Source organism: Lysobacter hankyongensis (assembly GCF_039543145.1).
Lineage (GTDB): Bacteria > Pseudomonadota > Gammaproteobacteria > Xanthomonadales > Xanthomonadaceae > Lysobacter_I > Lysobacter_I hankyongensis.
This window is the reverse complement of sequence record NZ_BAABJE010000005.1, coordinates 459,134-472,618: the sequence shown is the minus strand read 5'-3', so window position 1 is coordinate 472,618 and position 13,485 is coordinate 459,134. Positions and strand designations below refer to the sequence as shown.

The following is a 13,485-nucleotide window of genomic DNA, read 5'->3' as shown; positions in this document are numbered from 1 at the left end:
TTGGTCTGTCGAGGGTAGAGAACTCACCTGCCGATCGGCTACATGATTCGTCTCAGGTCACGCTATGCGCGCTCAGGCCACTGGGCTTCGGCGTTCGGCAGCGCACAATTCAACCGTGGCACGGGCAGTTGGCCGCTCCGCGACGCCTCGGCCGCCTAACAAGTCGTTCAAGCCGACGCCGTGTCGCCGCTTCGTTGAAACTTCTGGGCATGCGGGCAATACTGGCTCCCATCCGCCGCGTTCGGCGCGGCTTAACTCCGGCGTTAGGCCTCACAACATGGCTCTGCCAGAACCGATGAGTAAAGTGACAAAAAAAGGTGAGTTCGGCATTCCATGGTTCCTTGTGGTGTTACTCACCATCTGGGGGACAGTGTTTGGCCTACTATCGGACAACTTTGTCAAAGGATTTTTCGTTGGCATTCTTCCGCCATTGGTTCTCGGCTTTGGCTTCGCTTTCTATGCAGTAGGAATGTCTTACCTGATTCGCAGGCTTGGCATTGACCCAAAAGATGGGGGCGTTGGCATTGCTTTGTTTTTATCCTTTATCTGTATTGTTGTGCCAATCTGCATCATTCTGGCGCGTGCCGCAGGTCTTCCCGTCAAATGGTGAGGCCTAACAATTCGTTCAAGCCGACCCCGCATCGTGGCGTCGGCCACGTGCCTGCGCTACGCTAGCACGCGTCCGCCGCCCCGCTGCGGGGGCGGCTTAACTCAGGCGTTAGGCCTCACAAACAAATGTCTAGCAAGAACGAGCAAATCGCCTGGCACTTCAGCTTTGGACTCGAGCGAGATGGCCCAGGTCTCGTCTCCGCTGATCAAGCAAATGAGTTTATGGACGCAATCGTCACGCTAGCAGAAGGTCGTGGGTTTCTCGTTGGCGGCGGCTTCAGCGCGTATGCGGAGCCATGCACCAAGAATACTGCTGGTGAGGCCTAACAATTTGTTCAAGCCGACCCCGTATCGTGGCGTCGGCCACGTGCCTACGCTACGCTAGCACGCGTCCGCCGCCCCGCTGCGGGGCGGCTTAACTCAGGCGTTAGCCACCGTGAAAAGTTCACTGCTTCTCACAGTTCTCCTTCTAGCGGCGCACCCTGCGAGCGCAAAGTGCGCCTCAGAATTCTTTGTGTTCTCCGGCAAGGTCACTGATAAGGCTGGAGCACCTCTGCCCGGCGCGTCTGTTGGCATCTCGTGGTCAGAGTGGGACGGCCCCTCTGGCCCGGCCTTGGCGATGACGGACTCTACGGGGCGATTCTCTGTTCGGGTTGCATTCGACACGTACTCTGGCAAAGGGACCGTTGCTGAGGATTTATGCAATCATCGGGTGCGTTCCGTTTCTTTCTCGGCCCATAAAGGGCGGCTTCGCTCGGTTTATCAGCGCGTAGCTATTGGCGCTTCACACAATGTCACCCTCCCCATCAGCGTTGTTTGGGTGGAGCTTGATAAAAAGCCAGTAGTCCGGCTTATACGGCCCGGTGGCTAACAATTCATTCAAGCCGACGCCGCTTCGCGGCTCGGCTTAATTCAGGCGTTAGGCAGTGGAAAGCGTTCTGTAGTTTTGCTTTCCGCAACTGCAATTCTCTGGCTTCGGTTGGTTGCGCTCTTCGGACACGTTCTCGGCACGTTGCCGCTTCGTCAAAGTTTGCAGTGCGCGCTCACACATTGCGTGCGTCACGTCTACCGGCTTCGGTATCTTCGCTTTCTTTCGTCTGGCTTTTTCGCTCCAGATGCTGTCGCTACTGACAGGTCCGGCTGAAAATTCAAGGGGCGCGCCCAAGCATACGGGCTTCGGTTTTCGGAAAGCGCGCCGGGGTTTCACTCTTGCCGGCTAACAAGTCGTTCAAGCCGACGCCGTATCGTGGCTTCGTTGAAACTTGCTGCCATGCGCGCAATACTGGCTCCCATCCGCCGCGTTCGGCGCGGCTTAACTCCGGCGTTAGGTGTCATGTCAAACATTTCCGCAACGTGGCGAAAAATTCTCGATTCTCAAGCTTTCGACCACGCCGTTTGGGAATTTAAGTCGAGGCAACTCGCAGCTAGTTCTCTAATACTGCACAGAGCAACGCCATCTTCGTCTGAAACATCGACATTCGACTCAATTAGTGCTATTCCATCGGCACAGCTGCTGCTCGCTCTTGCCATAGAGCTGATGGCTAAAGCTCTCTACCTAAAGCAAGCTGCAGGCCCTAGAGAAGCGATCTACTCACACGATGTGCTGCAACTTATCGGCTCATCACTCTCCTCTGAACAAGCTGAGCTGCTTGAGTTTTCTCAGACTTTTGTGGTGTGGGCAGGCCGGTACCCAACGCCAAAATGGACGAGCGAAAAGTACAAAATAAGTGCTGATGTTCCGAGTCACTTCGTGGACGGAATGGAGCACTTTAATGCGCTGGACTTCCCCAACCATGCCTCCCATGACCGCTACTTACAGCTTGGTGGGTTATTCAACCATCTTAGATCCTGTTGGGAGGCGGCATGACACCTAACAATTCGTTCAAGCCGACCCCGCATCGTGGCGTCGGCCACGTGCCTACGCTACGCTAGCACGCGTCCGCCACCCCGCTGCGGGGCGGCTTAACTCAGGCGTTAGGCCTTTGGGGAAACAATGAAGATCGCCGTCATCTTTGTGGGAAGTCACTTCGTTGGAAAGAGTCTGACCATCAACGGCTTTCTCAAGCCGTTGCTTGGCATCTCACACAAGGCACGATTGTTCACTCTGGACGGCAGGGACGGATGCGTGCTTTCTCAAAGCTTCGAGGAGTCCGGGCGTGACGCGAAGGAAAGGATTGAGGTGTATTCGCACCTCGACCTCCTCGTCCTTGCTGCTCGCCCCACATCAGAAAGAGCATCTAAGCTTTCCGTCGTTGAGGGCATCCTCAACAGAAATGGCTTCATTTGTCACCAGATTGATGTGACAACGGGTGATGACAAGCACTACGAGTCACTCGCCAAGAGAGCCTTTAAGATTCTTCGCACAAAGGCCTAACAATTCGTTCAAGCCGACCCCGCATCGTGGCGTCGGCCACGTGCCTACGCTACGCTAGCACGCGTCCGCCGCCCCGCCACGGGGCGGCTTAACTCAGGCGTTAGGCCCCATGGAAAAGCTTACCTATCGCTCCGATGCATTTAGGCGTGAGCATTGCGTGAAGAACGGCATCGACCCAGCGGAGCACTGCTGTCTCGATATGGCGTGGTTCATCTCCAAGCCCATTGAATGGGACTCTCAGGGTGCCAATCCTGTGGTCATGTGGATCAGCTCATGGGACGAGTACCGCATTGAAATTAGTCACGCCGGTAACGCTGCTACGCGAATCTATTTTTGCCCGTGGTGTGGCGCACGGCTGCCACAGTCAAAACATAGCGATTGGCATGAACGTCTCAACGCTCTCGGGTTTAACGATCCAGGCGAGCAGGACATCCCAATGGAGTTCACTACCGACAAATGGTGGAGACATGGGGCCTAACAATTTATTCAAGCCGACGCCGCTTCGCGGCGCGGCTTAATTCAGGCGTTAGGTGTCATTGAAGTTGCGCTACTATTTTGAACAAGGGCGATAGCCCAACCACCTTGGGAGCCGGAATTACACTGAAGCTTGATGTTGAGTTCTCGTTCGGGTTGGAGATTTCCCTCCAGGGCTGTGCGTTACTTGAACCCTTAAAGGAAACCGTTATGACAATTCTGAACACTTGCTCTGAAACTATTGCATCCTTCAAAAACAGCACCATTGCGTGGCTTCGTGCCGCTCTTTTGTGCTCAATTGCAGGAGACTGGTCAGAGTCAGCTATTTGGTGCGGGGTGCTGCTTCTGCGGAGCCTTGGTAGGGAAACTCCAACCCGAATTGAGAAACGATTGAAAAGCGGCGTGCTGATTCCCTCAAGAGAAGTAGGGAGGTTCGATTCCTCCTCTCCGCACCAGTTCTGGGTGACACCTAACAATTTATTCAAGCCGACGCCGCTTCGCGGCGCGGCTTAACTCAGGTGTTAGGCGTCAATGAGCAAGACTCTTGCACTCGGATATTTGCTCTGCATTGCAGCTCTCGCTGTAATGATCTCGTTAGCTCGCGGATCCGTACCGCAGCTTGATGGGTTCACCGCTTTCTTCTACATGAGCCTTGTCGGCTTCTGTATGTTCATAGCAGCTGTTCTTTGCTTTCGTGGTGCTGCATCTTCTCAAGGAAGTACTCGCAAGATTCTCGCGTACATTGTCTCGACTTTGTGCTTGTTCATTGGCCTAGGCTCGGCTATTGCGGTCATTCTCGTAGCCATAGGCTCAGCCAAACCCGGTTGACGCCTAACAATTCGGTCAAGCCGACCCCGCATCGTGGCGTCAGCCACGTGCCTGCGCTACGCTAGCACGCGTCCGCCGCCCCGCCACAGGGCGGCTTAACTCAGGCGTTAGGTTTGTTTGGAGACATCATGGGACGGCTATTATTTTTAAGCAGCATCTTGCTGTTGCTCGCATCGTGCGGCAACCAGGTTCCACCGCAGCAGCAACAAGTCGCAGCCTCAGCGGCTCTGCAATGCGGCAAGGACACTGACTGTAAGGGAGACAGGATATGCAACTCAGGACAATGCGTCAGTCCAAGCACTCCTCTTGCCGCTAGTGCCTCACCAGAGCCTGTGCCAGCAGCCGAACCGAATCCCTCATCTGATCCCGTGCCCGTCTGTAAATCTGGGGACGGCCGCACTAAGGTGCCGGTATGGCAGCCATCGGTAGATGACAGCGGCAACCTTTCGTCTGATCCGCCGCAGAAAGATGGGCAAATTGTTTACATACAGCTTTACCAGGATGTATCTAAAACGACCTGCAACGACAAAGAACTGAACTCATTTAGCCGCCCTGAGAACCCCAAAGAAATTATGGAGGGTGGCTTAGCGGTGAACATCAGGGGCAACACTCAATTTGCAAACGGCATCTGTTACTTCTCCGGCTACTACATGAACGAGGACGTTATGGGGATGCATCAAGGCTGGATTGAGACCTTCTACGGTGCTGTGGACAAGAAAGAGATTGTCATGTCTGGTAAGTACTGTCTTTCCAAGTCAATCGAGTAACAAACCTAACAATTCGTTCAAGCCGACCCCGCATCGTGGCGTCGGCCACGTGCCTACGCTACGCTAGCACGCGTCCACCACCCCGCCGCGGGGGCGGCTTAACTCAGGCGTTAGGCATCTTATGAGCGTTCATAGCAGCCGGAAGCTCTTTGACCTAGCGACCAAGACCTCCCAGAAGTTGGAGTTTGAGAAATTTCTCGCTTCTGCATCAATTAGCTTGCGCACGAGACTTGGGTCTGCGACCACCATCTATCATCCACGCACACCACAAGCACTCATTTCTGCGGTGCAGACAGCAATACAAGCCCATGATCATGCAGCAACGGGTACGACTCACGCAGGCACCACTCGCAACCCCAGAGAAGCAAATTCTTGGGTCAAAGCCGCCGTTCTACGCATGCCATCCGAGGTACCTTTGCTCATGCACTTCGGAGGCTCAACTACAATTATGTTCAATGGCGATGCTGTATGGGTCCCAAAGTATCCGGTAGTTCAACTCCCAAAGAAGGACGCATTGGCCTGCCTTGATGAAGCACTTGAAGCGAGCCATGACTCTTTTTGCATCGTGAGTGCCTCCATGTTCGCTGTACTTGACTCATACCTTGACAGCACTACATGCGGGCCTACCTATGAGTTCACGGAGTCATGGGGCGATGCCTAAAAATTCGTTCAAGCCGACCCCGCATCTTGGCGTCAGCCACGTGCCTACGCTACGCTGGCACGCGCCCGCCCCCCGTTGCGGAGCGGCTTAACTCAGGCGTTAGGCACTATCGAATTCTCCCGCGCGTCTCTAGAAGACCTGATCGCACTTCTCGATCTTCCAGACATGGACTACTGGTCCGATGTCCGCAGTTGTGATGCGAGGGCGATCCTCGATCGGGCAGGAGAGCCATTGCTGCAGAAAGTTTTAGAGGAACTAATGTCGTGGCCACGCCTTCGCCAAGAGCATCTGGCGCACATTCTCGGCGAGCCCTCTGCTACGTTTGAGATCGAGATCTTGACCATTCTGGCGAGATCAAGGGATCCTGAGATAGCAATCGCAGCCCGTGAATCCTTGGCAGGCATCGGGTTTGTGCCTAACCATTCATTCAAGCCGAACCCGCTTCGCGGCTCGGCTAATTCAGGCGTTAGGCGTCAGAGCAAGGTACTATGCAGCCACAAGATCCCGATATCGTCAGCGACCTGCTTATCGTGCATCATGCGCACATGTTAGTTTGCGCCGCCGTCCTCAACTTTACTCAAGTCAGCGAAGTGTTGTTAGACCTTCAACGCAGGATTCCTAATGCAGAGCCGGAGCTTCTCCTTCGAGCAATACAGCAAAGCTACCGCAACTTGATCGATGCTCATGCTGCCAGCCTCTTCATAACCGAGAACGCTGATAGCCGTGATTTGACAAGCGTGGAAGCTATCGAAGAACTTCAAAATCCAGCCTGTTGGCATCCGGGTGGACGTTATTTGGCGGCATCCAAGGTTCCGGGCACAAGCTATTTCGAGGAGATCTACGAGAAACTCCTGAGCTATGCCCGTTGCGGTTACTCTGACGCCTAACAATTCGTTCAAGCCGACCCCACATCGTGGCGTCGGCCACGTGCCTGCGCTACGCTGATGGAGTCACGACCCATCACGATTCGGCTCAACACAGGCGCCTGCCATCATGATGAACACTTCACGTTTTTTTCTGATTTCGTGCTTCCTTCTTGTGCAAGCCTGCGCATCGCCGGGTGGATCCGGAGATCCGACACTCAGGGAATTCAGTTTGTTGTTTGATTCCAGCGCCGCTCCCTGCCCGCAAAATCCGGAGTGCTATTGCGCCGAATTGAAGACCTCAAGCGGCCTGTCGCTACGATACAGCGCGGCACGATATTGCCCTGTTCCATCGGCCGACAAGTCGACACGGACCGTCTCATACGAAAGCTGGGACGAAGCGGGAAACAGGGTCGATCAAGGCTACTTCGTTGACGGGAAAATCCATGGGAAGACCACAAGCTGGCATGCCAATGGGCAGTTGGCTGCTCAAGCGCTCTATGAGCACGGCGTCCAGAATGGTCACTTCACGCAATGGCATGAAAACGGCCAAATCTCCTACGACGGCCAGTATCGGGACGGCAAGCCGGACGGCCTGTGGCTCATCTATTCAATCGATGGAAAAGTCATCAAAAAGCAGGTGTGGAAGGCCGGAAAATTGATATCGAATTCCGATGGCTGAATACTCGATCAAGCCGAAGCCGCCTCATGGCCCGGTTTCATTCAGCTATCGGACACCATGGCTCAATGGCATCTTGATGAATCGATAAACGCACTGGGATCCAAGGGGTGGCAGTTGCATGCCGAGATTCCGGGCGACGAGCGCAAGACTTCTGCCGCCTGGGTGATCCATCGAGGCAATGCGCTGATGATCGACTTCGAGGGTCTGGATGATCTGTCCATTCTCCCTGTCGAATGGGCGCATGCCTGCGCCGCACGCAACAGCCCTCATTCTCTTTTCTTCAGTCGACGGGGCACTCACGATGCCCTCGTTCGCCGACGCTGGTTGCAACAGCTGAAGCGCTTCGTCGAATCGCTGGACACGCTCGTTTCGGCCTGACAATTCGTTCAGCCCACCTCCTTATCGTGGCGCCAGCCGCGCACAGACGCTACGCTAGTGCGTGTCCGCCGAGCCGCAACGGAGCGGCTCAACTCAGGCGCCAGGCATCACACGGAGACGTCATGCCCACCTTCACCACCAATGGCTTTTCGACCTACTACGAGGACGTGGGCTCCGGCGAACCCATCGTGTTCATCTGCGGACTGAGCGCCGATCTCCAGATCTGGCGCTTCCAGGCCATGGAACTCGTCAAGACGCATCGTGTCATCACCTACGACAATCGCGGCGCCGGAAGAACCGACGCACCAGATGCGCCATACACCATCGCCCAGATGGCGAACGACCTGGACGCCCTGCTCGATCACCTCAATATCGAACGCGCGACGATCGCAGGCTGGAGCATGGGTGGCGTGATTGCCCAAACCCTCGCGATCGCCCATCCCCGGCGCGTCGGGCGCCTGCTGCTGTTGGGGTCTTTCGTGGCGCCGGACGGTTATCTCAATGCGGCCATCTCGAACTGGATGAATGTTCGCCGATCGAATCTGAGCGAGGAGCAGGCCGTTCGTCATGCGGCCCGGTTGGTGTACAGCCCGGCGCTGGCGAACAGACCGAAGGTCTACGAGGTCTACATCCAGATGATGCTCTCCAATCCGTACCGGCAAACGGACCACGGGTTCTTCCGCCAGGCCGCGGCACTTCTCGCGTACGGCGCATCGGAGCGGCTTTCCGAACTTGCCTTGCTGCCCACCACCGTGCTGGTAGGAGAGGACGATCAACTGACACCGCCGTACCTTTCCAGACAGCTGGCGGAAGCCATTCCGGGCGCCAGGCTGCATGTGCTTCCGGCTGCCCACTCGGGCTTCGTGGAACATCCAGACGACTGGAACGCGGCGATCCGACAGGCACTCCAGGGCCCACGCCATGCGCAGTGATGCATCCACCTTCGCTCAATCAGACCCGCTCCGGCAGGCCGTCTCCGCAAGCCGGTCAGCTCGCACGCCAGCCACGCCTTGACACCATGACACATGCTGATTGGCTGGAACGCATGCGCTTCCCGCCCGAGTGGGTCGAATGGGATCTCATTCCCGACGCGCTTGCCGCGATTCAATCGACCGGCTATCGGCCGGGCCATGAAGCTGCGTCGGAGCACGACAGGCACGGCGCCTTTCAATGGTGGCTCAAGCGCGATCCTTCTCATGCCACTTTGATCCTGCTTGCCCGGGTGTCGTGGCTGGACCCGGATCAGCACATGGCGGGATATGTCAGACAGTGCATCGCAAGGCACCACGCCTGCAGCGCGGAGATTCGTCATGCCCTCGACACTCCGTACGCGCGGGTCTGATCGCTCGTTCAGTCCGCTCCCGCATCGTGGCGCAGGCCGGATGCATGCGCTACGTTTGCAGGCGTCCACCACCCCATCGCGGGACGGCTCGATTCAAATGCGGGCGACACGAAGCGGGCATCGCGCGAGCCCGACCCGCGCCTCGAGACATCACGGTGCCCGTTCCGCACCGCATCCCGAACGGAAGACACCATGGGACTCTTGACCTTCAGCATCAACATCACCCTGGACGGCTGTGTCGATCACCAGGAAGGGATCGTGGACGACGAGACGCACGCCTTCTTCACCCGGCTCATGGACGAACACGGGGCGATGCTGTGGGGTCGCGTCACCTACGAGATGATGGAGAGTCACTGGCCGGCGGTCGCCCGCGACGACGCGGAGGCGCCGCCTGCACTGCGCGAGTGGGCGGTCAAACTGGAGACGAAGCCGAAGTATGTGGTGACCTCCACGCGAAGGGACTTGCCATGGACCAACAGCCACCGCATTGCCGGCGATCTGCGCAGTGGCGTGCAGAAGCTCAAGGATGCGACCCCGGACGGCGTGCTTCTCGGCAGCGGCATGCTCGCGACTGCGCTGGATCGGCTGGATCTGATCGACGAGTACAAGTTGCTCCTCCACCCCAGGATCGCCGGCCACGGCCCCACCCTGTACGGGAGCGGGTTGCCTGGCCCCCGACGGCTTGCGCTGGTCTCGGTGACGCCGTTCCGCAATGGCACGGTCGCCATGCATTACCGGCGCGTGCGATGACGACGTGGGGCAATCTCCACGCCTCCGCCGCAAGTGCGCTTCTGCGCTGGCCCGCATCGGCAGCGCGCAGGCGCCCGCACGATGCCGCATTCCACTTCGTTGAAACCTGCCGGCACGCAGGCAATACTGACCCGCGGCCGCCATCTCCGGCATGGCTCGACCCAGACGCGAGGCGACCCGGTGGACTCCATCCAGACTTCGAGGCTCGACGGGACGCGCGTTGCCGGGTTCCGCGCCGTCCTGGATCTGTTCGGGCGCGAGTTCGAGGATGTGCCCACCTACTCGGGCAGGCAACCGTCCGACGCGTATCTCGCCAGACTTCTCGACAACGACAGCTTCATCGCGCTCGCCGCCTTCCGGGATGACGTGGCGGTGGGCGGGCTGGCGGCCTATGTGCTCCCCAAGTTCGAGCAGGAACGCAGCGAAATCTACATCTACGATCTCGCGGTGTGTTCCGACCATCGACGCCGGGGCATCGCAACGGCACTCATCGAACACCTCAAGTGGGTGGCCCGCGACATCGGGAGTTACGTGATCTACGTGCAGGCTGACTACGGCGACGAACCGGCGATCGCGCTGTACACGAAGCTCGGCATCCGGGAGGACGTCATGCACTTCGACATTCTTCCGAAACGGTCGGCCGACGATGCGTTCCTGCCGCCCCCGACCCGCGGCGCACGTCCATGAGCGACCCGCAGCACCCGCCATCGCTGCAGGGTTCATGTCACTGCGGATCGGTGCGGCTCGTGCTGCCGGCGGCGCCCGAAACGGCGACGAGCTGCAACTGCTCGCTGTGCCGGCGCACGGGCGGACTCTGGGCGTACTACGCGCTTGGCGAAGTCGCCATCCATGGCCATCCCGAGCACACGGAAAGCTACCTCTGGGGCGATCGGACCCTCCTGAATTTCCGGTGCAGGACCTGCGGGATCGCGACCCACTGGGAGCCCGTCGAACGCATGCCCGGCGCGCGTCACGGCGTGAATCTGCGAAATTTCGAACCTTCGCTCCTGGCCTCGGTGGTCGTCAGGCGCTTCGATGGCGCGGACAGCTGGACATTCCTGGATTGAGCGTTCGTGGTACGGCGACGCCCGCAGGCATCGCCCGACCGATCGTCCGGACAACGCGCCTGTTCCGGGGTATGTTCTGCCGTGGACGCAAGCGCAGCCACGCCCGCCGCCGTGCCTGAGCGAGCCGACGCCCCCCATCGAGAAGCGACCATGCGCCAGGAAAAAGTCTTCGCGATCAGGTTTTCGAGCCTGTATCCGATGTATGTCAGGAAGGTCGAATCCAAACACCGCACGAGGGATGAACTCGACCGCGTCATCCGCTGGTTGACCGGTTACGGCCCGGAAGCGCTCGAAGGACGGATCGCTTCCGACAACGATCTCGAGACCTTCTTCGCCGAGGCGCCGGCGTTCAATCCGAATGCGGCGCTGATCAAGGGCGTGGTGTGCGGCATTCGCGTGGAAGACATCGAGCACCCGCTCATGCAGAAGATCCGCTACCTGGACAAACTCGTCGACGAGCTTGCGAAGGGCAAGGCCATCGAGAAGATCCTGCGATCGTAGTGCGTCCAAGCGCTCGCGTCGCCCGAAGATCGGCGCTGGCAAGTCCTGTTTCGATCCACGCCATGCCGTGGCACCGGCCCGATGGTTGCGCTAGGCTGACGGCTTCGTCGCGTTGTCTTGCGATGGCCCGGATCGGACGGACGGCCACGGCGAAGCGATCGACTCTCCTGGGAGAACAGCATGCAACGTGTCACCGGCATCGGCGGGATCTTTTTCAAATCCGCGGACCCGAAGGCGCTCGGCGCCTGGTATCGCGATCATCTTGGTCTGGATGTCTCCGACTGGGGCGGCGCGATCTTCCCCTGGGGCGGCGACGGCAGCCCGCCGGGCATGACGATCTGGAGCGCCTTCGCCCAGGACACCGACTACATGGCGCCCGGCACCGCGGCGTTCATGATCAATTTCCGCGTTGCGGACCTGGATGCGCTGTTGGATGCGCTGCGCGCCGAAGGCTGCAACGTCGTCGACAAGACCGAGCGTTCGGAACAGGGGGCATTCGGTTGGGTCATCGATCCCGAGGGAAACAAGGTCGAGCTCTGGGAACCGCCGGCTGGCCAATGAATGCGATCGCCCGCCATATCGGCCGCAAGCGCCTTCCACAAATGCCTTTCATTCGACGAGGACCTCCGATGATCGTCCGGCCCGCTCTCTGCCTGCTCGCGCTCCTGTGCATCGCGCCCGACGCATCGGCCGACGAGTCTCCGGGCCCGACGGCCCGGTTCTTTTCCCAGGCCCTGATCGAAGGCGTGCGACTGGGCGTCTCGCAGAACGAAAACGCGGCGCCTGCGGTCAAGAACTGCCTTCTGGCCGTCGACGGCGATGCGCTGGCGCCGGCCTTCGAGGCGCTGCTGGCGACGACGTTCACTGCGGAAGAACGCGCCGAGGCGGATGCCTTCAATGCGTCCGCGCTCGGCAGGACGCTGCACGCCTACGCACGCCAGAATTTCCGGCTGTCGCACGGCATCGCCGTCGACGATGCGATCACGTTGTCGGAGGACGACCATCGCGGGTTGCGGGCGTTCGGCGAGACCCCGGGCGGCAGGAAATTCGTCGCGCTCTACACGCGGGCAGAAGACCCGCCGGAAGAACCGCAATCGGTCGCGCTGCGCCGGATCGTCGAGGACTGCGAAGCGCGCCGCTGACGGCGCCTTCCTACGCCCCCACCCGCCTGCGGACCGCTTCGAAATCGCGTACCGGCCGCACTTCGATGCTGCCGTAGCGGATCCACGGGAATTCGTGGGCGATGCGGACGGCGTCGTCGAGGCTGTCGGCCTCGATCAGGTTGAAGCCGGCCAGCAGTTCCTTGGTTTCGGCGAAGGGGCCGTCGGTGACCCGCGCGGCGCCTTCGCGCACGCGGACGGTGCGGGCGGTGGCCGGCGCCTCCAGTTGCTGCGAGCCGAGCAGGCACCCCCCGGCGCGGAGTTCGTCTGCGTGGGTGATGCAGCCATGCATCAGCCGGTCGTACTCGGCCGGCGGCAGCGTGGCCATCAGTTCGGGATCGGTGTAGACCAGCAGCAGATACTGCATCGGGGAGGCCTCTCGGGCGGTCGCGACGGGTACGCCCATGATGCCTCAGACCGCCGGCGTGGACCCGTGCCGGATCGGGCGCGAAATCCGGCGCGAAATTTTTTTCACGGACGTGTCGATTCCGCGCGCCCCCGGCCGTCGTCATGGATGTGGGCCATGCAGGCCTTGCCGCAATTCCGACATCGACCCGCGAGGACCCGACCATGAAAGTGATGGTGATCGTGAAGGCCACCGCAGACTCCGAAGCCGGCGTGATGCCGGATCAATCGCTGCTGACGGCCATGACCCGCTACAACGAAGACCTGGCGAACGCCGGCATCCTGCTGGCGGGCGAAGGTCTGAAGCCCACGTCGCAGGGCGCGCGCGTGCAGTTCGACGGCCCGTCGCGACGGGTGATCGACGGCCCGTTCGCCGAGACCAAGGAACTGATCGCGGGCTTCTGGCTGTGGCAGGTGCGTTCGCTGGACGAAGCGATCGAATGGGTGCGGCGCTGCCCCAATCCGCATCCGACGCCGTGCGAGATCGAGATCCGGCCGCTGTTCGAGGCGGACGACTTCGGCGAAGCCTACACGCCCGAACTGCGCGAGCGCGAAGCGCGGCTGCAGATGAGCATCGAGCGCAAAGACTGACCACTTGTTTCGCCGAACACCTCACGGAGGCCG

Annotated in this window: 18 protein-coding genes; 17 read left to right on the top strand and 1 reads right to left on the bottom strand. The window is 59.5% G+C overall.

Going from position 1 to position 13,485, the window contains the following annotated elements:
- The first annotated feature begins 277 nt into the window (after positions 1-277).
- The 16 genes from ABD974_RS08085 (at position 278) to ABD974_RS08010 (ending at position 12,438) form a co-directional block, all read left to right on the top strand.
- Positions 278-610 (top strand): hypothetical protein, encoded by a 333-nt coding sequence (locus ABD974_RS08085; protein WP_345302786.1) that lies wholly within the window; start codon positions 278-280, stop codon positions 608-610.
- Between the two features lie 1,245 nt (positions 611-1,855).
- On the top strand, positions 1,856-2,476 hold the full coding sequence (locus tag ABD974_RS08080) for a hypothetical protein (protein ID WP_345302785.1): 621 nt from the start codon (positions 1,856-1,858) through the stop codon (positions 2,474-2,476).
- A 126-nt stretch (positions 2,477-2,602) separates the two neighbouring features.
- Positions 2,603-2,983: a hypothetical protein gene (locus tag ABD974_RS08075; protein WP_345302784.1), complete on the top strand. Its 381-nt coding sequence runs from the start codon at positions 2,603-2,605 to the stop codon at positions 2,981-2,983.
- Between the two features lie 109 nt (positions 2,984-3,092).
- Positions 3,093-3,461, top strand: coding sequence for a DUF6980 family protein (locus ABD974_RS08070; RefSeq protein ID WP_345302783.1), 369 nt, complete (start codon positions 3,093-3,095; stop codon positions 3,459-3,461).
- Positions 3,462-4,413: 952 nt separating this feature from the next.
- The gene (locus tag ABD974_RS08065) at positions 4,414-5,052 is read left to right on the top strand and encodes a hypothetical protein (RefSeq protein WP_345302782.1); all 639 of its coding nucleotides are present in this window, start codon (positions 4,414-4,416) and stop codon (positions 5,050-5,052) included.
- A gap of 1,149 nt (positions 5,053-6,201) precedes the next feature.
- Positions 6,202-6,600 carry a hypothetical protein gene (locus ABD974_RS08060; protein ID WP_345302781.1) on the top strand — a complete coding sequence of 133 codons (399 nt, stop codon included), beginning with the start codon at positions 6,202-6,204 and terminating at the stop codon, positions 6,598-6,600.
- A 109-nt stretch (positions 6,601-6,709) separates the two neighbouring features.
- Positions 6,710-7,258 carry a toxin-antitoxin system YwqK family antitoxin gene (locus tag ABD974_RS08055; RefSeq protein ID WP_345302780.1) on the top strand — a complete coding sequence of 183 codons (549 nt, stop codon included), beginning with the start codon at positions 6,710-6,712 and terminating at the stop codon, positions 7,256-7,258.
- Between the two features lie 57 nt (positions 7,259-7,315).
- Complete coding sequence (locus ABD974_RS08050) at positions 7,316-7,636, top strand: hypothetical protein (protein ID WP_345302779.1); 321 nt, start codon at positions 7,316-7,318, stop codon at positions 7,634-7,636.
- Between the two features lie 122 nt (positions 7,637-7,758).
- A complete protein-coding gene (locus ABD974_RS08045) occupies positions 7,759-8,568 on the top strand; it encodes an alpha/beta fold hydrolase (protein ID WP_345302778.1) in 810 nt (269 codons plus the stop codon).
- A 113-nt stretch (positions 8,569-8,681) separates the two neighbouring features.
- Positions 8,682-8,978, top strand: a complete 297-nt coding sequence (locus ABD974_RS08040) for a hypothetical protein (RefSeq protein WP_345302777.1) — start codon at positions 8,682-8,684, stop codon at positions 8,976-8,978.
- A gap of 192 nt (positions 8,979-9,170) precedes the next feature.
- Positions 9,171-9,728 carry a dihydrofolate reductase family protein gene (locus ABD974_RS08035; protein WP_345302776.1) on the top strand — a complete coding sequence of 186 codons (558 nt, stop codon included), beginning with the start codon at positions 9,171-9,173 and terminating at the stop codon, positions 9,726-9,728.
- 180 nt (positions 9,729-9,908) lie between these two features.
- Entirely contained in the window at positions 9,909-10,415 is a 507-nt protein-coding gene (locus ABD974_RS08030) for an AAC(3)-I family aminoglycoside N-acetyltransferase (protein WP_345302804.1), read from the top strand.
- A complete protein-coding gene (locus tag ABD974_RS08025) occupies positions 10,412-10,795 on the top strand; it encodes a GFA family protein (protein ID WP_345302775.1) in 384 nt (127 codons plus the stop codon). Before ABD974_RS08030 ends, ABD974_RS08025 begins: the two co-directional genes overlap by 4 nt.
- A 150-nt stretch (positions 10,796-10,945) precedes the next feature.
- Positions 10,946-11,296 (top strand): DUF2200 domain-containing protein, encoded by a 351-nt coding sequence (locus tag ABD974_RS08020; RefSeq protein WP_345302774.1) that lies wholly within the window; start codon positions 10,946-10,948, stop codon positions 11,294-11,296.
- Positions 11,297-11,476: 180 nt separating this feature from the next.
- Positions 11,477-11,857: a VOC family protein gene (locus ABD974_RS08015; RefSeq protein ID WP_345302773.1), complete on the top strand. Its 381-nt coding sequence runs from the start codon at positions 11,477-11,479 to the stop codon at positions 11,855-11,857.
- Between the two features lie 68 nt (positions 11,858-11,925).
- Complete coding sequence (locus tag ABD974_RS08010; RefSeq protein WP_345302772.1) at positions 11,926-12,438, top strand: hypothetical protein; 513 nt, start codon at positions 11,926-11,928, stop codon at positions 12,436-12,438.
- Between the two features lie 10 nt (positions 12,439-12,448).
- Here ABD974_RS08010 and ABD974_RS08005 read toward each other — a convergent pair whose 3' ends face one another.
- Positions 12,449-12,823 carry a YciI family protein gene (locus tag ABD974_RS08005; protein WP_345302803.1) on the bottom strand — a complete coding sequence of 125 codons (375 nt, stop codon included), beginning with the start codon at positions 12,821-12,823 and terminating at the stop codon, positions 12,449-12,451.
- A 203-nt stretch (positions 12,824-13,026) separates the two neighbouring features.
- Here ABD974_RS08005 and ABD974_RS08000 point away from each other — a divergent pair, with 203 nt between their 5' ends.
- On the top strand, positions 13,027-13,452 hold the full coding sequence (locus tag ABD974_RS08000; RefSeq protein WP_345302771.1) for a YciI family protein: 426 nt from the start codon (positions 13,027-13,029) through the stop codon (positions 13,450-13,452).
- Positions 13,453-13,485: the final 33 nt, after the last annotated feature.